Genomic DNA, 22,288 nt, shown 5'->3' with positions numbered 1-22,288 from the left:
CATTACGCGGCACTAGGTGATCGAACGCGGCGCGTGCGAAGCGCATCAGGAAGCGATTGTTTCCGAGTGTGAACGAACGCGAGACGACTTCTGCACTCGGCAATTTTTTCCGAATCACCTTTTCGAAGCTAGCGTTTTTTTTGAATCTGTCAGTCGCGACGAACGCGATTTTGAATCGCGCGTGAATTTATTTTCGTTGTGGAGGCGCCTGACTCCGCACAAGCGCACGTTAATGATCATGGTGGACGGGGAATTGTCGCATGAAGACCGCAACGACCGGGCTCGAACCCCGCGCGCGAATTGTTTCTGCTTGGTCGTTCGATGTTTTCGATACATTTCTGCTTCGCGCCTGCACGACGCCGGATGGCGTATTTGAAAGGACTTACGAGCTATCGGGCATTTCAAGAACTTGTCCGGATGTTTCCGCGAGTTTCGTTCAGCATCGAATCCAGGCCGAATCGCGCGCGCGGCGGGCCGCGAAGGAGAAGCGCGGCCGAAGCGAAGTTCACATCGATGAGATCTATTCGTTCTTTCCGTTCAATCTGTTCGGCCTCGCGCGCAGCGATCTGAACCATCTCGTCGAATCGGAATTCTCGGCGGAGCTCGAGCTCTGCCGCACCAATCCGGACATGTTTCGGCAATACCTGGACATGAAACGAGCCGGCCACCGCGTCGGATTCATCTCCGACACCTATTGGGATTCCAGCCGGCTGGGGCAACTGCTGCGCGCTTGCCGCCCCGGCCTGACGTGGGACTTTCTCTATGCCTCCTGCGACCATGGCAGCGGCAAGAGCGAGGATCTGTTCGCGAAATACCTGACCGAGCAGGGCATCGATGCCAGCGCCTCGTTCCACATCGGCGACAATGAGCGCGCGGACATCAAGGGAGCGCGGCGTCACGGCATTCGTCCGCATTACTATCCTCAGGCCTCGCGGGAATTGGCCTCGAAGCTGCAACGTGAGACCGCGCTGTTCGAGCTGTTGTGCCCGGGCGCGCCCTCGCGGCTCGATCAGGGTTCGCGCACGCTGCGACGGATGATGGCCGCGCGCAGCGCCGATAAATCTCCGGCTTTCCACCTCGGCGCGACGGTGCTCGGCCCGGTGATGACCGCCTTCGACGCCTTCGTCGCCAGGCGCTGCGGGCAGGTTGCAGGCGCCGACCGAAACGTCGCCCTCGGCTTCCTCGGCCGCGACGGTTTTCTGCCGCACCGGCTCTGGCAGGAGCTGCACGGCATGACCTCCGCCTATATCGAGATCAACCGTCGTGTCGGCCTGATGGCCTCGGCCGACACGATGCAGCCGCTCGCCGACTTCCTCCCCAAGATAGCGAAGTTCGACGCACCGACCTTCCGCGAAGTGGTCAAGCTCCTGCCGCCGAAAGTCGCGGCGTTCTTCGCGACATCACCCGATGGCATCGTGACCGGCCGGGAGCTTGCCGCAGCGTTGCCCACCTTGATGGAGACCAGCGATCTTCTCGAGCTCGCCGCAATCCTGCGTGCACGGCTGCTCGCCTATATGCGCCACGAGATACCGGATTTCGACGACTGTACCGACCTCGTTCTCGTCGATCTCGGCTATTCCGGTAGCGTCCAGAAGGCCTTGCGACGGGTCTTCGACCAGGAAGGGATCAGGATTCGCCTCCATGGTGCTTATCTTCTCTCTCTCGACGATTCCTTCATCGACCTCGCCGAGGACGATAGCGCCGCAGGCTTCATCTCTGATCTCGTGGTCACCCCTCACGTCAAGCGCATGCTGGTCCGCAACGTCGCGCTGCTCGAACAGGCCTGCTGTTCCGCCGATGGCTCGGTGCGCGACTATGAAGGCAATCAGGTCCTGCGCGAGATCAACCCGCATTCCGCGACCCAGATCGCGCTGACGGCCGAACTCCAGGCCGGGGCCCTCGCCTTTGCCGCGAGCGCCGGGAACGTTGCGCTCGACTTCTGTCTCAGCCCGTTTGCCGCGCCCGACGTCGCTGCACGCTGGAGCGCGGCGACGCTGGCGCGCCTGTTGCTGCTGCCCGATGACGACGAGCTGGCGCTGCTCGGAGGCCTGCAACACGACGTCAATCTCGGCACGCAGGCGCTGGCGCCGATGCTCGACCCCGAGTTCGTCCGCAATCAGATCACCGCCCGCGGCCTCTCCGCCGCCTGTACGTCGGCCGGCCCGCCAATGTGGCTTGCAGGCAGCTTCGCGCGCCTGTCGCCGTCCTATGCCTATCTCTATACGCTGTTCGGCACCAACCGCCTGCCCGCCGATGTCTTCGAAGAAAGTCCCTGCGGCGCGGTTCAGGTCGGCTTGTTTTGTGCCGATGGCGAAGCGAGTCTTGAATCGGTCGCTGTCCACCGGACCGGCCTCGGCGAGATACGCGTGCGCATTTCGGTCTCGCGTGCGATGGGCATCGCCATGATCGCGCTACCGCTGCCGAAATTCGCCGCGGAGGGCCTGCTGCACGGCGTGACCATCCAGTCCGCCGACGACGTGCGCGACGCCGCCGAGAGCCAGGACGTGCTCGCCATCACAGCCGAAAGCCTGGTCTATGCCGGCATTCAGCGAAACGGCGACCATTATCGCGCGGAGAGTGAGGATGGCTGCCTGCTGATCCCGATCGCCCCGATGACGCAGGACGTCGCGGTCTATTCCGTGGCCATCACACCACTCGGATCTAGTCCCAAATAGTCCGCCTGATCGTGTCGCCAGGGCCGTTGAAGACCGAGGACTTGAACCGGGGGCACGGAATTGACGGACGGGACGCACGAAAACCTAGATCGGTTGCTGCTGACAGGCGGTATCAGGCTCTGCCGGCCCCAGCGCGATCGCCTGGGCTGGCTGGTCGGCGCGTACGGCGCGCCGACGCTCGATAATGTGCCGGACATCAGGCGAAACGGCGTCATCATTCTCAAGGAGCCGCTGAGCGGCGCCGCGGCCGAGCTGTTCTACCGCTCGCTCAATCCCGGCTGCGCCGTTGTCATCGCCAGAAGCGAGAATCCCGGCTTCGACTTCCTCAAGTCCAAGCTGACCGAGTTCGGCACCGTCGGTCCCTGCGGCACGGACGGCCCGCACGAGATGTGGTGGGGCGGCATCGGCTGGTCGAAACTCCTCACCACTGCCGATACATCCATTACTCGCCCCCGCATCGTCTCCTGCTATCCGCGCGGCGGCGACGCAACCGCGGCCTTTACGCTGCGGCACTCGCTCGAGCGGTTCGACCTCGCCTGTCACATCGAGCCGATTGAAACGCAATTCGGCGACCGCCTCCTCTGCTTCGAGAAGGCCGAGTTCATGATGCGGATGTGGAACAAACACCGCGAGCCGCTGCTGTTCGTCGAAGCCGGTGCGACCTTGCGCGAAGCGCCGCTGCTGCCGTCCTTCGTCGGTTGCGACGTCGCGCTCCACAAGTGGAATCGCTGGGAAATGTCCGCGCGCACGCTCTATCTCGGCCGCACCGAGCGCGCCGAAATGCTGCTGCAAGCCTGGCAGCAGCTCGCCGCGTCATATCCCGCGATCTGGGAGGGCTATCTGCTCGACCAGGCCTGGAGCCTGACCTCCTCGCAGGTGCCGCTCGACACGGTATGGCTGCCGCGCTCCTATCACGCGCTGAAGGGCGACCTCGGCGCGATGCGCGCCACAATCCTGCATGACCAGCAGACGACGACGCTGGAGCTCGGCCCCGATCCGGCCTTTGCAGGCATCGTGCGCTCGGCCCGCCGTGCCGGCCGCACCGGCGCCCGCGATGCCTTCATGGTCATGACCGCGAAGCCCGAGACCGCAAACGGCATCGCCGTGATCCTGCGCGACATCTCGGCCAGCGATGCGGGCGCGGTTGCCGCGACGGTGGAAGCCGTGACCGGCTCGTACGCCGCCGATTGCGGCGGCTACGGCCGACTCGAGCTGTCGCTGTGCGCTTGGCAAGAGGACGTCGACGCAGCGCGCGATGCCGCGGCACAGGCGCGCTACCGCATCCTGGAGATCGCGCCGGGGCAGCGCATCGCCAACGATTTCTTCGCATCCCACGCCACTGAAGGTGCGGTCATGACCGCCCGCCATCTCTTTCCATGAGGAATCACGCCGATGCTCAAGAGTATGATCCTGCTCACCGACACCGTGCAACAGCAGCCGCCGCTGGCCAATCTGCTCCGCGAGCACAATCGCGATCTGTCCTTCTGCTCGGCGCTCCGCGTATCGGACCTCGATGCCATCGACCCGGACGTGCTGAGCGAGGCACGGCTGGTATCTTTCGCCGCGGACATCGCCGCCCCCGAGAAATTCCTGCTCAAGCTCGGATATGGTGCCTACAAATTCTACGCTACGCCGACACAATATCCGGGTCTGCCATCGGCACCGGACGAGAGTGACGAGGACCCGCGCTGCTACTCCCTGATCGCGCAGTCGATGACGATCTGGCCGGACTTCAAGAAGATCGTGGGCCTTGAAACGGTGACGATTCCGGATGGCACCGGTGCCGTCGAGCGCGAGCGGCTGGTGTTCTCGCGCTTGGCCCATCTGTTCTGGCGGATGTCGGGTATGATCGCCGGTGAAGCGGCAGATCTTCCCGGGGTCATCGGGCCTGGAGAAGGCCAGCGTTCAACCCTTGCGGTGATGAACTGAGATCGCGCGTGGTTCGTACGGCTGCGCATCAACGTAGCGGCGAAGGCGACGGGCGAGCTAGTCGCTAAGCCTGGCTGCCGGACGCCTTTTCGCCTTGGTCTTCAGCGCCATGCCGCCCGCGACGCCGACGCCGAGCACATACATCCAGCCTTCGTGGAAATCGAAGAGGTGCGAATTCAACAATGAGTTCGTGAAGTTCTGCACCACCACTACGAAGCCGATCCAGGCGGCGAGCTCTTTGCCTGCGAATAGGCGGAGATGCGCGATCCACATCGCATAGATCAGGATGAGACCGAGCAGGCCCCATTGCACGGCGACATTGAGAGTCTGGTTATGCGGATTGCTAACGATCTCGGCATCAAGGCGGCTCTCGCCCGTGGCGGCGCGCTCGAATTGACGCTTGATTGAGCCGGTACCGTGGCCGATCAGGGGCGCCTCGGCAAAAGCATAAAGTGCCTTGCGCCAGTAAGTCAGTCGTTGCGCGGTCGAAGCCCGGCTGATGTCCTCGCGACCGTGGCGGTATTCTACCGCAACGTCGGTAATGCGCTGGCGCAAATAGGATGAGGTGGTCCAGGCGACCAAGCTTCCGGCGAGTGTGCCGGCGAGCAGGAGCAGCGTCGCGCGGCGGCTCAGGTGCTTCCAGGCGAACAGGGCAAGCAGCACGGCCGTGCAGAGCAGGGCCGTACGGGCCGAGGCGACGAATACCATGCTGGTGACGAACAGCAGATTCACCGCCAGACAGATGGCTGTCGCAACCGTGTTTCCATTGCGGCCGAAGGTCAGCGCGGGCAGCGCGAGCACGAACGCGCAGAGCGTGAATTCCTGGCTCTGGTCGATGTAGTTCTTGACGGGAACGCCGGCCGACGCCGTCGCGGTGATTTTCCACGCGGGGTCCAGCAGCACGATCCAGGATAAAACCGCAAGCAGGGCGCAGGAGAGGAGAAAGGCAGCGCAGACCCAGAGGCCGCGCTCCGAGCGGCTGAAATGGTAGAGCAGCGCCGGGATCAGCACGAGCTTCGCGACCGGCTTGATCGCATGCAGCCGGTCGACCCACGCGCCGTCGGACCACAAGACGCCGAAAAGCGCGAGCAGCAGAAAGGCGAAGGGCAGGGCGAACGCCGGCTGTGCGAAGTTGCGCGCATAATCCCGCCAGTCGATGGTCGGCGTCACCACGAGCAGCCAAAGCCCGATGAAGATCGAAGGGGCCGTGGTCGACCAGGGCAGCGACGCCGCGATCAGGCCGGCGAGCCCATCGGCAGCCCGGATCAACGCGGCCGATTTGCCGAAGGCCTGCCATCGGTCGCGTAAGGTTGGCGGCCTGGCAGGGCCGGACCATGCTGCCTGTTCAGCTCTCATCTGCTGATGTTTACTGGGCTGCGACCAAGCGTTCTCTCGGCATTTCATGTCCAAGGAAGTCCCGGGCCTGGGTCTCGTAGCCGAACCGTTCAGCGAGTTCGTGACGTCTCGCCCGGATCTTGCCGCGCCACTCCTCCTGCCGTGCCAGGACGCGGGTGACCGAGGCGACGATCGCCTCAGTGGAGAACGGATCGAAATAGTCGGCGAGGTCGCCCGCGACTTCGCGGAACACGGTGATGTCGGAGCACAGCACGGGCGTGTTCGCGGCCAGCGCCTCGATGATAGGCACACCGAATCCTTCCGCAAGGCTCGGCATGATCAGGCCATGCGATTCCGCGATCAGCGCCGCCTTCTCGTGCTCGTCGACATAGCCGGCGAAGCGGATGTTTGGCGGCAGATTACGCATCCGGCTGATCTCGCCGGCATAGCCGATCACGACGAGATCGGCCTGCGGCACGTTGCGGAAGGCGCGGATGACGGTGGCGACGTTCTTGCGCGGCTCGTTCGAGACGATCACGACAAAGCTCGGCCGCCCCGGACGCCCCGACGGGGCTGGGAGGTGCAGGACATCCGGGGCGTCGAACCGGGTGCGGGGATACACAACCCGCGCCGGTAGGTGCGCAAACTGCGGCAACAGTTCACTGAACCGCATCATGCTATAGTTTGAAACGAAGGCGAGCTCGTCGGCCTGGCGCAGGCTGGTGCGGATTCTCGCCAGGAACTGCCGCGTCGCGATGTCGCTGAGCTTGAGGTCGGTGAGCGGCAACAAGTCGTGGATCACGCAGATCACCTTGGCGCCGGGCCTGCGCGTGATCGCTACCCGGGTCGGGGTGTCCACGACGACGACATCGTAGTCACGCGCGTCGATCCGGGGCGGCGGCAGAAGGAAGAAGGCCGAGGAGTCCTGATAGTTGAAGAATCCCGGCTCGAGCTGAAACTCACCGAACAGCTCGAGATGGCCCAGATCCGGCGGAATGTATTCGAGCGCGGCGGTCCGGTTCTCGATCAGCCGCGCGTTCAGGCCACGCAGGCCGATCGCGCGCAGGAGGCAGAAGACGTTGTCGCGCGACAGCAACATGCCGGCCCTGTGGCGGAGCCAGTCGAATTTGCGGCCCGTGCCGCTGAGCGTCACCGGCCCGCTCACGTTGATTTCGTCCAGGAACCGATAAAGGGCAAGCAGCTCGATGTTGCGCGACTGCGCCGCAAACAGCTTTGTGCGTCGTTCGCGCCGGCAGAGCTTGCGGTAGCGCTTCGAGGTCTCCACCAGCAGGGTGAGCTCATGGCCCTCGGAGGCGAGCGAACGGACCAATTCCCGGGTGAAGTGGAAGATGCCGCGCTTGTGATTGGGTTGTCCGAGCGACTCGGAGACGACGAGGATGTTCTGCTTCATGCGCGTTTCTCGCGTAGATCGAGGGTGGCTGGCGGCTCGACCGCGATGGTCGAGGCGATGCGGCCGTGATCGAGGGTGATGATGCTGGAGCAGGTGCGGCGCAGCAGCTGCTGGTCGTGTGAGGCGATGATCACGATCGCCGCCTGCGAGACCAGGTTTTGCAGCCGCCGCTCGGCCTTCTCCGCAAAGTGCTCGTCGACGACACTGAGCCATTCGTCGAGCAGCAGGATGTCGGCCGGGAAGGCGGTGGCGGTCGCGAACAGCACCCGCATCAGCATCCCCGAGGAAAACATCCGCAACGGCAGCCGCTGCATGCGCGGCTCGAGCTCGGTGAAGGCCCAGATATCGTCAATCACGCTGCGGATCGGCTTGCGGCCGCTGATCCGCAGCAGTAGCGCGATATTGTCCTCCGCCACGAAGTCCAGGTTGACGCCGGCATTCAGACCGAGCAGGGGCACGACGTTGCCTCGAACCGTGACGCGGCCACTGCTCAGCGGGTAGACGCCGGCGATCAGCCGCAGCAGCGTCGACTTGCCGGAGCCGTTGGGTCCGGCGAGCCCGATGCGGGCGCCGGCTTCGGCCTCGATCGTGAAATTGTCGATGGCGCGAATGATCCGCGTCTCGCCCGGCTCGCGGATGAGATGGCCGAGCAGTCGTCGCTTCAGCGAGAAGTCGTAGGCGCCGTAGAGCGGATAATCGAGACAGACGTTGTGCAGGCTGATCGAGACCATGCGTCAAATCCAGAAGGCAGCTTTGCGCAGGTGGACCAGCGTCAGCGCGCTCGCAAGGATAAGCAGCGCCAGCGTGATCAGGACGTAGACGATGCTGCCGGGATCGATGGAGGCGCCCGCAAGCGGCTCGCGCCACACCGCGAACAGATGCGTCAGCGGATTGAGCCGCATCACCGTCGAGCGGTGATTGATGATGTCCGATGACCAGATCACGGGCGAGGCGAGGAAGGCGAGCATCATGGTGGATTCGATGATCGGCTTGAGGTCACGATAGCGCGTCGCCGTGGCGCCGAGGACCAGGCTCAGGGCAAAGGTGCAGGCGACGAACAGTAGCAGGCCCGGCAGCGCCGCCAGCGTGTGGGAGAGGTCGTGCCGCGACAGCGCGAGCCACAACACCAGCGGCACGCAGGCGTTATGCAGTGCGAACAGCGCCTGGCGAAAGGTGCATTGCAGCAGGAAGATCACCGGCGGCAGCGCCCGATCGCGGATCAGGCTCGCGGAGTTCTGGAGCGCCGTGGTCGCATCGAGCACGACGCCGTTGAGGAAAGTCCAGGCCGTCATCGACACCGCCAGCATCGGCAGGCGCGTCAGCATGTCGGTGTTCGACATCTGACCGATCACCGAGCCCAGCACCGCGACCACGATCGCCATCTGGAGCGACATCCAGAACGGACCGAGCAGCGAGCGCACATAGCGGTGGCGCATGTCGGACCAGGCTAGCGCCGCCGCGATCCGCACGCTGTCCAGCCAGCCGGTCGTCTGCGGCGCGGCGGCGGTCGACGGCTCCTTGCAGGAGGCGGTGAGAGCGTCGCGATAGACGGTCTCCATGCCTTTCTTGAAGGCTGCGGCGGAATAGCGGGTCTGCGCCCGCATCCGGGCCGCAAGCCCCATGCGGCGACGTCGTTCGGGGTCGTTCACCAGAGTGTCGATGGCCTCGCCGAGCTTCTCGGCGTCGCCCGGCGGGACGGTGATGGCTTCCATGCCGTGGCGGGCGACGCGCGGCACCGCAGTGTCGAGCGCGGTGTTGACGACCGGACGGCCGGCGGCCATGGCTTCGAGCTGGACGAGGCCGAAGGTCTCGGCATTGGTCACGGAGGGCATCACGAAGACGTCGGCGAGGCACATCAGCTTGATGCGCTCGCAATCCTTCACCGAGCCGATTAGGCGGACGCGATCACCGAGACCGAGATCGCGGACCAGCTGCTCGAGCCTCGGCCGCTCGGAGCCTTCGCCGATGATCCAGACCTCGAACTGGCGGCCTGCGGCGGCGCGGATCAAGACGTCAAAGCCCTTGTAAGGCACCAGCCGGCCGCAGGCGAGCACGAGGCGGCCGCGATCGTTGACGTGATTTGGTGCGATGTTCGGATAGTCGTAGGCGATGGTGTTGATGCCGAACGGCACGACGTGGCATTTGTCCCCGAATTCGCGCAGCAGCGGGGTCTCGTCGACCAGCACGCGATCGGAAACGATGATCGCCTTGGCGCGGCGCAGGGTCCGCCGCATCAACGGCTCGATGAACCGGCGCAGGCCCGCATGGGTGACGATGTCGGCATGCCAGTGCACGACCAGCGGCCGGCTGCGGCCAAAGCCGAAGGCGAAGACGAGATCGGCGAGCGGGAAGGGGGCGTGGAGCGCCAGCAGATCGTGTTTGGGAATCCTCCGCCATAGCCGCCAGGGATAAGAGGGGGCCGCCGGCAGCGACAACACGTTGCCGAACGAGCGGACCCGCTCCACCTCGACCTCACCAACCGTGTCGCATCGCTTGCCCGCTTGCGAGCAAACCAGCGCGGCGGAGGTGAAGGTCTCTTTCAGGCTCGCGCAGATGTCGCGGATCACCGTAAGCGTGCCACCGAACAGGTCGGGATAATAGATCTTGAAGATGTGCAGCACCGAGGGCCGGTGCGCGGAGTCGCTTGTCGCATTCATGTGGCATCAACCCGTGAGAAGTGCGGCCAGGAACGGCGCGGCGAGCACGGCGATGAAGACCACGCCGCGGACGAGCGCCGGTAGCATCGGCTCGGCCTCGCCGTGGCGGCGATCGGGGATCGGAGCGGCAAGCGGTGAACTGGAAATGCGGGCCAGGCGGTTGGCCATGGTCAATGTCCCTTCAAGTCGCGTCCTCAGTGCCGTCTCTTATACGTGGGAAAAATTACCACGTCAACCGGTGGAGCAAAAAAGTGGGATTGTGTCCCACGCGGGCCGCCGTTAAAATCAGGACATGAATGCCAAGTCCGGGCCCAAAGCAGCGGTACCCCAGCCGAATGCCGCCGCGAAGCTACACGCGCCGCTGGCACGGCTGCTGCGCCCGTTGGTGCGGCTCTGCGTTCGCAGCGGCATGACCTTTCCGGCCTTGGCGCAATTGCTTCGCGAGCTGTTCGTCAACGTCGCCGAGCACGATTTCGCGCTGGAGGGGAAGGAGCAGACCGACAGCCGCGTCAGCCTGCTCACCGGCATTCACCGCAAGGAGGTGGCGCGGCTGCGCGGCGCAGGCGCGCCCGTGCACGAGACGCCGGCCGCGGTGTCGCTGACGAGCGCCGTGATCGCGCGCTGGCTTGCCGCGCCGGAGTTCACCGATGCGAGGGGCGAGCCGCTGGCGCTGCCGCGCACGGCGGAAGGCGATGCACCGTCGTTCGAGCAGCTCGTCGCCTCCGTCACCAAGGACGTGCGCCCGCGCGCGGTGCTGGACGAATGGATCGACCGCAAGCTCGTTACCATCAACGACACCGATGAGATCGAGCTGGTCGAGGCCGCTTTCGTCCCATCAGGCGAGGACGACAGCAAATGGCACTATCTCGGCCGCAATCTGCACGATCATATCGCCGCCGCCGAGCAAAATGTCTCAGGTGCCGCGCCGCGCTTCCTCGAACGCGCGGTGCACTACAACAATATCTCGCCGAAGCTGGCACTGAAGCTCGAGGCGCGCTCGCGCGAGCTCGCGATGGACGCACTGAAGACCGCCAACCGCGAGGCCAACCGCGCGCTCGCAAAGGACAAGGGCGGCAATGCCCGCTGGAACTTCGGCATCTACATCTACAGCGAGGCTGTCGATGAGGAGGGGCAGGCCAAGGGAGGCGCCAAGGAAAACGTCAAGGAAGGTGGCAAGGAGGGTGGTTCGTCATGAGCCGGCCGCCGCTCCTCTCCCGCCGTCTGCTGCTGACGGGATTCTGGCTCGCCGGAACGGCGATCGCCCACGCGCAGGTCAAGCGCGGCACCGATCAGGGCATTGGCGGCACGGGAATCAAGCGCGGTGACGACCACGGTATTGGCGGCACCGGCATCGTCGGCCTGATCCAGCGGTTTGGCAGCATCTACGTCAACGGCGAGCGCATCACTTATGCGGACGACGTGCCTGTCAGGATCGACGGCGAGGCCGCGGGCCTCAAGGCCCTGCGCATCGGTCAGCTCGCGCGCGTGGTTGCGACCCGACAGGCCGACGGCACGCTCGTGACGCGCAACATCACGATCGCAAGCGAGGTCGCCGGTCCGATCGAAGCGGTGAAGGGCAACGAGCTGACAGTGCTCGGCCAGAAGATCGTCGCAAGCGACAAGGAGAAAAAGCTTCGCGCGGGCACGCAGGTAGCCGTCTACGGCCTGCGCCGGACCGATGGCGTGATCGTCGCCAGTCTGGTCGAGCCGCGGCGCGGGACGGCCGAGCGTGTCACCGGGCTGGTCGAGCGCGGGCCCGATGGCCTGCGTATCGGCGGACTGAAGCTGAACGGTGTCGATCCGCAGTTGGTCGGCCAGCGCGTCCAGATTGAGGGCAGCTCGCGCCAGGGCGCGATGCAGGCGTTGCGCACGCGGATCGACGATTTCTCGGATCTTGCCGGCGCGAGCCGCCTGTCGATCGAGGCTTATGTGCAGCGGTCGGGATCGAACCTCCAGCTTGGCTCGGGGCTCATTGCCCGTGACGGCTCGCGCTTTGGCCCGGCGGCCGGCGAAGCCCGCATGGTGGTCAACGGCGCGTTCGATCGCGCGCGTGGTCTTCAAGTCGATTCGGCTCGAGCGATCGGCCCAGGCCCGGGATCGCCACCGCAAGGGCCGGGCGGCGCAGGCAATACCGGACGCTCGCCGGGTGGCTCAATCCTGCATCCAAATCGTCCCGCGACAACGCCTGGCGGCAGCCAGCCCGTCGTGCCGGGGACGACTGCGCCGGGATCGAGCCCCGGCCCAGCGCCTGGCTCAGCTCCGACAGGGCAAGGGCCTGGCGGTCCCTCGGGCCCCGGCGGCTTCGGCGCGCCCAGCGGCGGTCCCATTGGGCCGGGCGGTGGAATGGGTGGAGGGGGCTTCGGAGGTCCCGGAGGCGGGATGGGCGGCGGCCGGCGCTAAGCGCCGAATGATGTGAATTGAAGCTGCGATGTTCAGCTCACCCGCCGGTGAGAGGGAACACTCGTCACGGCAGCACTCTGGTCGCGTATCCGCCAGACTTTGGCTGCGATGTTTGCCCGACGGTCATTTGCATCTCAGTCCGATTCCCAACTTGTAGACCGCGACTTGGTGTTCGAGCCGTAAGCGCTTGCCTTTCCTAGGCGCAACCTCCTGCTCTACAGCCAAAGGATCTGCTTGCGATAATTGACGTTCGTCAAAAGCGGCATCGCCGGTCCCGTATGAAACACCGCGCCGCGTTCTAGCACGAAGACGCGGTCGGCGAGCGCGAGCACGATATCGAGATTATGCTCCACGATCACGATCGACATGTGCTTGCGAAGCTGATCGAACACTTTGAACAGCTCCAGCGTCACTGCCGGCGCAAGGCCTTCGAATGGCTCGTCGAGCAGCAGAAGGCGGACATTGCCCGACATCGCGCGGGCGACCGCGACCATCTGCTGCTCGCCGCCGGAGAGATAGTCGGCGGCGACGTTCAGACGCTCCTTCAGGCGCGGGAAGTATTGCAGAATCTGGTCTTCATCCCAGACCACGCCGTCGCTGCCATCGGTCTTGCGGGCGAGGCGGCCGAGCGCAAGGTTTTCGCGCACGGTCATGCCGGCGAACAGGCCGCGCCCCTGCGGCACATAGCCGACGCCGCGGCGCGCGATGTCGGGCGCCGGGAGGAGCGCGATGTCGGTGCCGCGATAGTCGATGGTCCCTGAGGCTGGCGGCGCGAGGCCTGCGATGGACTTGAGCAGTGTCGACTTGCCGGCGCCGTTGCGGCCGAGCAGCGCGACGATCTCGCCTTCGCGCACGTCGAGCGCAGCGTCAGTGAGGATGTGGCTCTTGCCGTAGAAGGTGTTGACGCCATCGAGCCGGAGCACCGTCCGGGACCCGCCAGCGGCCTCAATGCTGCGCCGATCCGCGACGGCGGGGATGCCCTTGCCGGTGTAGATCTCCTGCACTCGCAGATCGACACGAACCGCCTTCGGGCAGTCGGACATCAGTACCTCGCCCTGGTTCATCACGGTCACCGTCTGCGAGAAGCCGAGCACGCGATCGATGTCGTGCTCGACGATCAGCACCGGAATGTTCGCCGCGATGTTCTTGACGAGGCGGGAGACGCGTTCGCGCTCAGTCGCGGCAAGACCCGCGAGCGGTTCGTCGAGGAGCAGCACCTGCGGCTTACTGCCGAGCGCAATGCCGAGATCGACCAGGCGCTGCCCGCCATAGGAGAGCTCGCCGCCCTCGATCTCCTCGATGCCCTCGAGCCCGAGGAATTTTGTCAGCGCAGCGGTCTCGGCGTGGATGTCCTCGTAGGCGTCGATGTCGTTCCAGATGTTGAAGCGCATTGGCCGCCGTGCCTGCAGCGACAGACGCAAATTCTCGTAGATCGTCAACCCGCGAAACAGGTTGGTGATCTGGAACGAGCGCGCCAGCCCCTGATGGCAGATCAGGTTCGCCGGCACGCCGGCGATGTCGCGGCCCTGAAGGCGGATCGTGCCCCGGTCGGGCGCGTAGAGGCCGGAGACCAGGTTGAACAGCGTGGTCTTGCCGGCCCCGTTCGGGCCGATCAGCGCGTGGATCTCGCCGGCGGCGACCGTGATGCTCGCATTCTCGACCGCGCGAATGCCGCCGAACTTTCGCGACACACCGCTGACCTCGAGCACCGTGCCCTTCAGGGCCTCCGGCCGCAGGAAATCGGGCAGCGGCAGGCCGTCATAGATCTTGCGCCGGCTCATCGCGGCGGACTCTTCAGCGGGCGGATTGAGACGCCGCATAATCAGCGCACCGATGCCGACGAGTCCGCCGGGCGAATACATCACGAAGGCCACGAAGGCGAGGCCGAACCAGAACAGCCAGTCCGACGTCCAGATCGAGAACAGTTCGCGGAACAGGATGAAGAACAGCGCGCCCAGCGCGGGGCCGAGCAGGCTGCGCATGCCGCCGATCACCACCATTGCCAGCAGCTCACCCGCGAACGGCACCGAGACGGCTTCGGCCGAGACGAGATAGTTGAGGAACCCGATCAGAGCGCCGGCAAGGCCGGTGACGACAGCGGAGATCACGAACACGGCGAGCTTGTAGCGCTCGACCGGATAACCCTGAAAGCTCGCGCGCAACTGGTTCTCGCGGATCGCCATCAGCACGTGACCGAATGGCGAGCGCACGAGGCGCATGAGGACGTAGAGCACGGCGAGTCCGACCGCCGCGACCACGGCGTAATAGTTGAGCGCACTGTCGAACCTGACGGGGCCGATGCCGCCGCGCTTCAAGCCGCCAAGCCCGTCCTCGCCGCCGGTCAGGCTCGTCCAGCGGAAGGCGGTGGTGTAGACCAGTGCCGCGAGCGCCAGCGTCAGCAGTGAGAAGTAGACGCCGCGCCGGCGCAGGATCAGCATTCCCGTTGCGCTCGCTGCGATCGCGACGACGATCATCGATCCCAGCAGCGGCAGCCAGATCTCGCCGGAAAAGTATCGAAGCTGGATCAGGCCGGCGGCATAGGCGCCGATGCCGAACCAGGCGCTGTGGCCGAACGAGACGAGGCCAGTATAGCCGATGCAGAGATTCAGCCCCATCGTCGCGATCGCGAGCCCGACGATCCAGGTGCCGGTGTTGAGCGACAGTCCAAATGCCCTCAGCAGGAAGGGCAGTGCGATGACTGCGATCGTCGCGATCAGCAGCGGCTTCAGCCTCTCGGTGGTGGAGGCGTTCCTCATTCGAATTTCTCCATGCGCTCGCCGAGCAGGCCGCGCGGGCGCACCAGCAGCACCAGGAACATCAGGACGTAGATCGAGGCCTCGCCGGCCGCCGGTTCGAAGTGAATGGCGATGCCGCGCACCACGCCGACAAGCAGAGCCGAGATGACGACGCCCCAAAAACTGCCGAGGCCCCCGATCACGACGACGACGAAGGCCACGGTCATGATTTCGGCGCCCATCGCCGGGTGCACGGTGGTGATCGGCGCGAAGAAGGCACCACCGAGCGCGGCCATGCCGACGCCGAGCACCACGATCGCCGTCATGTAGGGCTGAAGGCGGATGCCGAGCGCGGCGACCATGTCCGGCCGCTGGATGCCGGCGCGGACCACGCGTCCGAACGAGGTCTTGTGCAGCAGTCCCCAGATCCCGAGCAGCACGGCGGCGACCACGACCAGGATCAGCAGGCGATAGCGCGAGAACAGGAAGTCCCCGACGATGATCGAGCCGCGAAAGGTTTGGGGGATCTCGGTCGAGACCGGCGCTGCACCCCAGATCATGCGGATCGCCTGCTCGGCCACCATCGCAAGGCCGAACGTGACCAGCAGACTGAGGATCGGATCGGCGCTGTAGAAACGGCGCAGGATGAAGCGCTCGAACAAGATGCCGAGCAGGGCCACCGCGAACGGCGAGATCACCACGGAGGCGCCGAAGCCGAAACGCTTCGTCAGCTCGACGCAGACATAGGCGCCGAGCGCATAGAAGGCGCCATGCGCGAGGTTGACGATGCCGCCGACCGAGAAGATCAGCGACAGGCCGAGCGCGATGAGCAGGTAATAGCCTCCGAGCACGAGGCCATTGACCACCTGTTCCAGCAAGAACTCGAACTGCATGGTGCGTCCTTGCCGCGTGTGCGCGCGTCAGGCCTTCATCTCGCAGGGATTCTGTTCCCTGGTCGGGTAGATCGTCTCCAGCCCATCGTTCGCCGCCGGCACCACTTCGCCGAGCACCAGCATGTCCCACTGGTCCTTCATCTGGTCCTTCGCTTTGACGGTGAACGGATAGGCCTCCTGCACCAGCTGGTGATCCCAGCTGCGGAAATAGGCCTTTCGCGTCTTGCCGATGTCGAACTGGGCCTGCTTTTCGAAAAAGGCGATCAGCTCGCCGCTGTCGGTCGACTTGGTTGTGTTGATCGCCTCGGCCAGCAGCTTCAGCGTGATGTAGTCGATCCAGGCGTGGTTCTCCGGCGGCTTGCCGTACTTCTTGGTGAACGCCGCGACGAACGCCTGCGAGGTCGGATTGTTCAGCGTATGATACCAGACCGTCGGCCAGGTGCCGCTGAGATTGCCCGCACCCGCGGCCCAGGCATCGCCGGTGTTGAGGTTGAAGCCGACCAGCGGGTAGGGAAAGCCGAACTCGGCATATTGCTTGACCAGATTTGTTACCTGGTTGCCGGCAAGGTTGCAGCAGACCACATCCGGTTTTGCCTGCCGCACTTTCAGCAGATACGGGCTAAAGTCGGTGACGTCGGTCGCGATCAGCTCGTCCCCGATCAGATTGGCCTCATGCGCACCGAAGAATGTCTTCGCCGCCTTCAGTAGGTCGTGGCCAAAAATGTAGTCGGCGGTGAGCGTGAAGAATTTCTTGCCCTTCACCATGCCCTTTTGCGACAGCGCGGTGCCGACCGCGTTGACCATCACGGTGTTCGGGATGTCGCAGTGGAAGGAGTATTTGTTGCAGTTCTTGCCGCGCAGCGCGTCCGAGCGCGCGCCGGTCGAGAAGAACACCTTCTTGTTGCGTTCGGCCACCTGCATGATGGTGAGCGAGGAGGCCGAGGAGATCTCGCCCAGCAGCACCACCGCACCGTCCTGCTCCAGCATGCGCTGCGCCTTGGTCGCAGCGGTCGCCGGATTGATCGAGTCTTCCGAGAGCAGGTCGATTGGCTTGCCGAGAATGCCGCCGGACGCGTTGATCTCCTCGGCCGCGAGCTTGACGCCCAACTGGGCGTAGCTGCCGATCACGCCGAGAAAGCCCGTCAACGGCGTCAGGTGCCCGATCCGGACTCGCTCGGCCTGTGCCCTCACGATTGCGGGAAGCCCAAATGCGGATGCGCCCACCAGGGCGGCGCCCGCCTGCAACAACGTCCGTCTGCGGTAGCGGATCATGTTTGTCTCCTCCCCGGGTGCATCGCGGGCCCCCTTCAAGATCGGACATCCGATATTGTGAGAGACGTTCTTCTAATGCTGGAGGATAATCCCGAACGCCATTGCCGGTGTCAACCGGCAAAATCGCCGCTTGGGCGTGTCTCAGGCTTTCTGCGCAAACGCCTTGTGCGCCCGGTCCTTCGCGCCAAATTCGGCCGACAGCTGGTCGGCGGCGGCCTGCACGATTTGCGCGCCGGCGTGCAGCGCCTGGTTGGAGAGCCGCCAGATCGGCCCGGAAATGCCGAGCGCGCCAATCACCTGCCCGGTGAAATCGGTCACGGGCACGGCGACACAGCGCACTTCCGGATTGAACTCGCCGTCATCGAAGGCGACACCGGTGCGCTGCACCTCCGAGATCTCGCGCATCAGCACGCCGGCATCGGTGATGGACTTCGGCGTCGACGGTTTCAGCTCCGCGCGATCGAGGAACCGCCGGAGCTGCTCAGGACGGAGCGCGGCCAGGATGATCTTGCCGAGCGCGGTGCAGTGAGCCGGGCGCACTACGCCGACGCGGTCGGTGAGCTGAAAGGCGCCGGGGCCGCTGGTGCGGGCGATGACGATCACGGCATCGCCCATTCGCACGGCGAAATGGCTGCTTTCGCCGGTCTGGCGCGACAGCTCCTCCAGCACGGGGGTTGCGACATTGACCATCTCGATCTCGTCGAGCGCGGACGCCGCGAGCGCAAACAGGGGCCGACCGATGCGGTAGCGCTTGTTGTCCTTTTCCTGGCGGAGGTAGCCGAGCGAGACCAGGGTCTTCGCCAGATGAAAAGTGGTCGAGTTGTGCAGGCCGACCAGCTTGCTCAGCTCGGCAAGCCCAATGCCTTCGCGATGCCGCGCCACTTGTTCGAGGATCGAGAAGGCACGGCCGAGCGACTGAACGCCGCCGCTACGCTGCTTGTCGTCGGCCTCGTCGTCGCCGTCGGTCTTGGGGCCGGTGACCAGTTTGGCGATCGCAACCTTGCGCGGGCTCGCTGGCTTCTCGGCGGTCGTGGGCTTGGTACGCGATCTCAAGGACAAGGCCCCCTCTGGTGAATCGTCATGACGGGATGTTGCGACAGTAGCACGCAACCACGTCACCGTCGGAGTTCAGACCGCGTTTCCTTCGGTCGGCAGTCTATCACAATATAAATTGACGTACAGCATTATGAGAAATAGGGTGCCCGCAGCCCAACGGCGACCGTCCAGTCCACTGCATCGGTCCACAAGAAGCCGTGGGCCGGCAGGAGACGTGTTGATGTCGAAAAACATGCTCAATGGCGCCCAGGTCATTGTCGACTATCTGATCCAGGAGAAGGTGCCGCAGGTGTTCGGGCTGTGCGGCCACGGCAACATCCAGTTCATCGACGCGCTGTATGAGCGCTCTTCCGAGATCAAGACGATCTCCGTGCATCACGAGAGCGTCGCCGGCTTCATGGCCGATGTCTATTACCGCGTCTCCGGCAGGCCGACAGCGACCTTCACCTCCTGCGGGCCGGGTTCGGCCAATTTGCCCATCTCGCTTGCAAATGCCTACCTCGATTCCGTGCCGTTCATGGCGATCACCGGCAACGTGCCGACCAGCCAGTTCAATCGCGGCGCCTTTCAGGAGATGTACCGGCACTATCAGGCGGACTTTCCTTCCACAGTCCGCACCATGTGCAAGAAGGTGTTTCAGCCGACGCGCGGCGAGATGGTGCCGCTCGCGGTGCGGCAGGCCTGGAAGACCATGATCACCGGGCGGCCGGGGCCGGTGGTGATCGACGTGCCCTTCGACGTCTTCATGGAGGCGGCCGCCGAGGAGGCACCGAAGGCGATCGAGTGGAGCGCCAATATCTCCAGCCGCTGCGGCGCAGATCCGGAAGGCGTCGAGAAGGCCGTGGACATGCTGCTTTCGGCGGAACGGCCGGTGATGCTGGTCGGGCAGGGTGTGCGCTATGGCGGCGCGGCGGACGAACTGCGCAGACTGGCCGAACGGCTTCAAATTCCGGTAGCGGCGTCCGCCAGCGGCCTCGGTGCACTCGATGTCAATCATCCGCTCGCGCTCGGCTTGGTCGCGCGCGCCGGCCACTACCAGGCCAATCACGCCACGCGGCAGGCCGACGTGTTGCTCGCGCTCGGCGTCCGTTTCGATGATCGCACCTCGAGCTCCTGGATCCCGGGTTATTCCTTCACGATTCCGCCGACACGGCTGATCCACGTCGACATCGATCCCGAGGAGATCGGCCGCAACTATCCGGTGGCGCTCGGGCTGATGGCCGACGTTCGCACCTTCCTGAGGCAGGTGCATGCCGAGCTCGATCGTCGCGATAACCTCGTTAGGAAGTCCGACGCGCGCAAGAAATGGCTGGCGCAGATCGACGGCTATCGCAAGGAGTGGGACAAATTCGTCGCGCCCGGCTTCTCCGACGACACCATGCCGATCAATCCGCAGCGCGCGGCCGCCGAGATCGACAAGGCGCTGCCGGAGGATGCGATCCTCGTCTCCGACATCGGCGTGCACCACAACTGGCTGCTCGGCTTCTGCAAACCGAAGCGGCCGGATTCACTGATCGGCTCGATGGGCTTTGGCCCGATGGGCTTTGGTGTCGCCGGCGTGATGGGTGCGAAGTTTGCGGCACCCGACCGGCCGTGCGTCTCGGTGTGCGGCGACGGTGCCTTTTTCATGCATGCCAACGTGCTGGGCACGGCGGTCGAGTACAATCTCCCCGTAGTCTGGGTGGTCTGGAACAATTACGCCTATGCCTCGATCCGCGGGCTGCAGCGCGGCTATCTCGGGGGGCGCGAGCTTGCCACCGATTTCAAGCATCCGGACACCGGCGAGCGCTACAATCCGGATTTCGCGGCCCTGGCACGCTCCTGCGGCGTCGAGGGCGTGCGCGTCGATCGCGCCGGCGATCTCGGCGAGGCGATCCGCAAGGGCATCGCCGCCAATAGGCCGTATCTGATCGACGTCGACATCGCTGCCGATGTCAATCCGTCCGGCGCCGGCGTCTGGGAGTTGCCGGGACTTGGCCAGAGCAAGGCCGGCATCGGCACGCGCTTCCAGCCGGCCTGACCGCGGCCGGCAAATCTACAATCAACGAGATATCGGGAGATCGGAATGACGCTCGCAGGCAAAAAGGTCGTCGTGATCGGCGGCTCCTCAGGCATTGGCCTTGCGACGGCGGAGCTCGCCAAGGCGGACGGAGCCGAAGTGATCATCGCCTCACGTAGCCCCGCAAAACTCGACCCCGTCGCCGAGCGGCTAAAAGTGACGGCCATTTCCGCCGACGTCACCAGCGACCAGAGCGTCGCTGATCTGTTTCGCCGCGCTGGCTCCGTCGATCACGTCGTGCTCACCGCCGCCCAGCTTCGCACCGGGCCGTTCAAGACGGTTCCGATGGAGGATGTGCGCGCCACCATGGAAGGAAAATTCTGGGGCGCCTGGCGCGTCGCGCGGGAGGCCGAGATCCGCCCCGGCGGCTCGCTGACTCTGGTCACCGGTTTTCTCAGCGTCCGGCCGCGGCCGAATTCGGCGATCATCAGTGCCGCGAACGGCGCGCTGGAATCGCTCGCCCGCGCACTCGCACTCGAGCTTGCGCCGGTGCGCGTGAACGCAGTGTCTCCCGGCGTGATCGACACGCCGATCAGAGCCGCGATGCCGGAGGCTGTGCGGAAGGAGATGCTGGCCAAGACCGCAGCCGCGCTACCGGTCGGCCGCGTCGGCATGGCCGAGGATATCGCCCGGCAGATCGCAAGCTTCATGGCTAACGGCTTTGCTACCGGGTCGATCGTCTATGTCGACGGCGGCGCGCTGGTGAATTAGGGAGCACGACGATGATCAAGGAAACCGGCGGCGCCTTCATCCGCAACATCGCAGAAGTACCCTGGCGCGAATTTCCCAATCACTTCGGCGGCGCGCTGTCGAAGCCGCTGGTGATGCCGGAGACCGCGGGATCACGCCACATCGACTACCGGATCTCGATGTACCAGCCGATGGCCTATGTGGCGCGTCATCATCACAAGGTGCAGGAGCAGGTCTATCACGTGCTCGACGGCGAGGGGTTGATGGAGATCGCTGGCAAAACCCACGTGGTGCGCAAGCACGACGTCATCTTCCTGCCGCCCGGCGTCGAGCACGCTATCTCGAATTCGGGTTTGCTCGACCTTGTGTTCCTCGTTGTCACCTCGCCAGCAGCGGATGAAGAGGAGCCCACTTGAGGATATCGATCCCTGGAACGAAACCCTTGTATTGAGAGATCGCAATTGCGGTTCTGTGCCGTCGAGTAAGGCCCTTGTTCGCGTGCGCATTCAGTTCAAAAAATCGTGCTGACGGTGACTTGCAACTTGCAATTCCTGTTGCAGCCGCTGCTCTGACCACTGATACTTGCCGCCGGACGCTGCTGAAATGAGGTCGGGCCGGTCCCGCCACGGTTAACGGCCTAAACGAAATCTTGCCGCTCCAATGCCTGGGATTGCACCCTTTCGAAACGACACCTAAGAAACAATCCGAAACAAAAATCTCCGCTACTTGGTCCGAATCTTAGGCAAACAGAGTTCATGACTCTTCCATCGCCCAACATCCTGGTCGTCGAGGACGATCGCGAAACCCGGACTTTGATTGCGAAATATTTGCGCAACAACGCCTGCAACGTCACCGCCGTGAGTGACGGCCGCGAGATGTCGCGCGCGATGGCCGTTCATCGCGTCGACCTCATCATCCTCGACGTCATGCTGCCCGGCGAGGACGGCCTCAGCCTGTGCCGCAAGCTGCGCGCGGAAGGACAGACGCCGATCATCATGCTGACCGCACGCGGCGAGGACGTCGACCGCATCGTCGGTCTGGAGATGGGCGCGGACGACTATCTGCCGAAACCGTTCAACCCGCGCGAGCTGCTCGCCCGCATCAACGCGGTGCTGCGCCGCCAGGCGGCCGCGCAGGCGGCAAGCTCGATCGAAGGCGCGAGCACGCTCGCCTTCG

18 protein-coding genes are annotated in these 22,288 nt (G+C 64.7%); 9 read left to right on the top strand and 9 right to left on the bottom strand.

Annotated features, from left to right (window positions below; translation table 11 throughout):
• Positions 1–260 precede the first annotated feature (260 nt).
• The 3 genes from FXB41_RS12850 to FXB41_RS12840 are packed head-to-tail and all read left to right on the top strand — an operon-like array spanning position 261 to position 4,604.
• Positions 261–2,675 (top strand): HAD family hydrolase, encoded by a 2,415-nt coding sequence (locus FXB41_RS12850; RefSeq protein ID WP_219681987.1) that lies wholly within the window; start codon positions 261–263, stop codon positions 2,673–2,675.
• 60 nt (positions 2,676–2,735) lie between these two features.
• Positions 2,736–4,055, top strand: coding sequence for a hypothetical protein (locus FXB41_RS12845; protein WP_219681986.1), 1,320 nt, complete (start codon positions 2,736–2,738; stop codon positions 4,053–4,055).
• 12 nt (positions 4,056–4,067) lie between these two features.
• The gene (locus tag FXB41_RS12840) at positions 4,068–4,604 is read left to right on the top strand and encodes a hypothetical protein (RefSeq protein WP_219681985.1); all 537 of its coding nucleotides are present in this window, start codon (positions 4,068–4,070) and stop codon (positions 4,602–4,604) included.
• A gap of 57 nt (positions 4,605–4,661) precedes the next feature.
• Here the strand turns inward: FXB41_RS12840 and FXB41_RS12835 are convergent, their stop codons facing one another.
• From FXB41_RS12835 to FXB41_RS12815, 5 genes are read right to left on the bottom strand one after another with little or no spacing between them, the layout of a single operon-like run.
• On the bottom strand, positions 4,662–5,960 hold the full coding sequence (locus FXB41_RS12835; protein ID WP_219681984.1) for an O-antigen ligase family protein: 1,299 nt from the start codon (positions 5,958–5,960) through the stop codon (positions 4,662–4,664).
• A gap of 10 nt (positions 5,961–5,970) precedes the next feature.
• Complete coding sequence (locus FXB41_RS12830) at positions 5,971–7,350, bottom strand: glycosyltransferase family 4 protein (RefSeq protein ID WP_219681983.1); 1,380 nt, start codon at positions 7,348–7,350, stop codon at positions 5,971–5,973.
• The gene (locus tag FXB41_RS12825) at positions 7,347–8,081 is read right to left on the bottom strand and encodes an ABC transporter ATP-binding protein (RefSeq protein WP_219681982.1); all 735 of its coding nucleotides are present in this window, start codon (positions 8,079–8,081) and stop codon (positions 7,347–7,349) included. Before FXB41_RS12825 ends, FXB41_RS12830 begins: the two co-directional genes overlap by 4 nt.
• A gap of 3 nt (positions 8,082–8,084) precedes the next feature.
• The gene (locus FXB41_RS12820) at positions 8,085–10,007 is read right to left on the bottom strand and encodes a glycosyltransferase (RefSeq protein WP_219681981.1); all 1,923 of its coding nucleotides are present in this window, start codon (positions 10,005–10,007) and stop codon (positions 8,085–8,087) included.
• A 6-nt stretch (positions 10,008–10,013) separates the two neighbouring features.
• Positions 10,014–10,175, bottom strand: coding sequence for a hypothetical protein (locus tag FXB41_RS12815; protein ID WP_219681980.1), 162 nt, complete (start codon positions 10,173–10,175; stop codon positions 10,014–10,016).
• A 124-nt stretch (positions 10,176–10,299) separates the two neighbouring features.
• Here FXB41_RS12815 and FXB41_RS12810 point away from each other — a divergent pair, with 124 nt between their 5' ends.
• Together FXB41_RS12810 and FXB41_RS12805 are read left to right on the top strand one after the other, a co-directional pair.
• Positions 10,300–11,202 carry a DUF6502 family protein gene (locus tag FXB41_RS12810; RefSeq protein WP_219681979.1) on the top strand — a complete coding sequence of 301 codons (903 nt, stop codon included), beginning with the start codon at positions 10,300–10,302 and terminating at the stop codon, positions 11,200–11,202.
• Complete coding sequence (locus tag FXB41_RS12805) at positions 11,199–12,407, top strand: DUF5666 domain-containing protein (RefSeq protein ID WP_219681978.1); 1,209 nt, start codon at positions 11,199–11,201, stop codon at positions 12,405–12,407. The genes FXB41_RS12810 and FXB41_RS12805 overlap by 4 nt, the downstream gene beginning before the upstream one ends.
• Positions 12,408–12,622: 215 nt before the next feature.
• On the opposite strand, the gene FXB41_RS12800 is transcribed toward FXB41_RS12805, so the two are convergent.
• The 4 genes from FXB41_RS12800 to FXB41_RS12785 all read right to left on the bottom strand — a co-directional run bounded on the left by FXB41_RS12800 (position 12,623) and on the right by FXB41_RS12785 (position 18,360).
• Positions 12,623–15,163 carry a branched-chain amino acid ABC transporter ATP-binding protein/permease gene (locus tag FXB41_RS12800; protein ID WP_219681977.1) on the bottom strand — a complete coding sequence of 847 codons (2,541 nt, stop codon included), beginning with the start codon at positions 15,161–15,163 and terminating at the stop codon, positions 12,623–12,625.
• Positions 15,160–16,035, bottom strand: coding sequence for a branched-chain amino acid ABC transporter permease (locus FXB41_RS12795; protein WP_219681976.1), 876 nt, complete (start codon positions 16,033–16,035; stop codon positions 15,160–15,162). Before FXB41_RS12795 ends, FXB41_RS12800 begins: the two co-directional genes overlap by 4 nt.
• Positions 16,036–16,062: 27 nt before the next feature.
• On the bottom strand, positions 16,063–17,307 hold the full coding sequence (locus FXB41_RS12790; protein WP_219681975.1) for an ABC transporter substrate-binding protein: 1,245 nt from the start codon (positions 17,305–17,307) through the stop codon (positions 16,063–16,065).
• Between the two features lie 141 nt (positions 17,308–17,448).
• A complete protein-coding gene (locus FXB41_RS12785) occupies positions 17,449–18,360 on the bottom strand; it encodes an IclR family transcriptional regulator (RefSeq protein ID WP_246648784.1) in 912 nt (303 codons plus the stop codon).
• 223 nt (positions 18,361–18,583) lie between these two features.
• Here FXB41_RS12785 and FXB41_RS12780 point away from each other — a divergent pair, with 223 nt between their 5' ends.
• From FXB41_RS12780 to FXB41_RS12765, 4 genes are all read left to right on the top strand, one after another.
• Positions 18,584–20,383 (top strand): thiamine pyrophosphate-binding protein, encoded by a 1,800-nt coding sequence (locus tag FXB41_RS12780; protein ID WP_219681973.1) that lies wholly within the window; start codon positions 18,584–18,586, stop codon positions 20,381–20,383.
• A gap of 45 nt (positions 20,384–20,428) precedes the next feature.
• The gene (locus tag FXB41_RS12775; RefSeq protein ID WP_219681972.1) at positions 20,429–21,133 is read left to right on the top strand and encodes an SDR family oxidoreductase; all 705 of its coding nucleotides are present in this window, start codon (positions 20,429–20,431) and stop codon (positions 21,131–21,133) included.
• An 11-nt stretch (positions 21,134–21,144) separates the two neighbouring features.
• Complete coding sequence (locus FXB41_RS12770) at positions 21,145–21,528, top strand: cupin domain-containing protein (RefSeq protein WP_219681971.1); 384 nt, start codon at positions 21,145–21,147, stop codon at positions 21,526–21,528.
• A gap of 339 nt (positions 21,529–21,867) precedes the next feature.
• Positions 21,868–22,288: response regulator (locus FXB41_RS12765; RefSeq protein ID WP_219681970.1), on the top strand; the 421-nt coding region annotated here is incomplete at its 3' end.

The sequence above is a fragment of the Bradyrhizobium canariense genome (assembly GCF_019402665.1).
Lineage (GTDB): Bacteria > Pseudomonadota > Alphaproteobacteria > Rhizobiales > Xanthobacteraceae > Bradyrhizobium > Bradyrhizobium canariense.
This window is presented reverse-complemented; position numbering and strand designations above follow the sequence as displayed.

Bases quoted from the DNA above. Each gene is read 5' to 3' on its own strand.
- FXB41_RS12850 (WP_219681987.1), top strand. From the start codon at position 261: ATGAAGACCGCAACGACCGGGCTCGAACCCCGCGCGCGAATTGTTTCT.
- FXB41_RS12840 (WP_219681985.1), top strand. From the start codon at position 4,068: ATGCTCAAGAGTATGATCCTGCTCACCGACACCGTGCAACAGCAGCCG.
- FXB41_RS12835 (WP_219681984.1), bottom strand. From the start codon at position 5,960: ATGAGAGCTGAACAGGCAGCATGGTCCGGCCCTGCCAGGCCGCCAACC.
- FXB41_RS12830 (WP_219681983.1), bottom strand. From the start codon at position 7,350: ATGAAGCAGAACATCCTCGTCGTCTCCGAGTCGCTCGGACAACCCAAT.
- FXB41_RS12825 (WP_219681982.1), bottom strand. From the start codon at position 8,081: ATGGTCTCGATCAGCCTGCACAACGTCTGTCTCGATTATCCGCTCTAC.
- FXB41_RS12820 (WP_219681981.1), bottom strand. From the start codon at position 10,007: ATGAATGCGACAAGCGACTCCGCGCACCGGCCCTCGGTGCTGCACATC.
- FXB41_RS12815 (WP_219681980.1), bottom strand. From the start codon at position 10,175: ATGGCCAACCGCCTGGCCCGCATTTCCAGTTCACCGCTTGCCGCTCCG.
- FXB41_RS12810 (WP_219681979.1), top strand. From the start codon at position 10,300: ATGAATGCCAAGTCCGGGCCCAAAGCAGCGGTACCCCAGCCGAATGCC.
- FXB41_RS12805 (WP_219681978.1), top strand. From the start codon at position 11,199: ATGAGCCGGCCGCCGCTCCTCTCCCGCCGTCTGCTGCTGACGGGATTC.
- FXB41_RS12800 (WP_219681977.1), bottom strand. From the start codon at position 15,163: ATGAGGAACGCCTCCACCACCGAGAGGCTGAAGCCGCTGCTGATCGCG.
- FXB41_RS12795 (WP_219681976.1), bottom strand. From the start codon at position 16,035: ATGCAGTTCGAGTTCTTGCTGGAACAGGTGGTCAATGGCCTCGTGCTC.
- FXB41_RS12790 (WP_219681975.1), bottom strand. From the start codon at position 17,307: ATGATCCGCTACCGCAGACGGACGTTGTTGCAGGCGGGCGCCGCCCTG.
- FXB41_RS12780 (WP_219681973.1), top strand. From the start codon at position 18,584: ATGTCGAAAAACATGCTCAATGGCGCCCAGGTCATTGTCGACTATCTG.
- FXB41_RS12775 (WP_219681972.1), top strand. From the start codon at position 20,429: ATGACGCTCGCAGGCAAAAAGGTCGTCGTGATCGGCGGCTCCTCAGGC.
- FXB41_RS12770 (WP_219681971.1), top strand. From the start codon at position 21,145: ATGATCAAGGAAACCGGCGGCGCCTTCATCCGCAACATCGCAGAAGTA.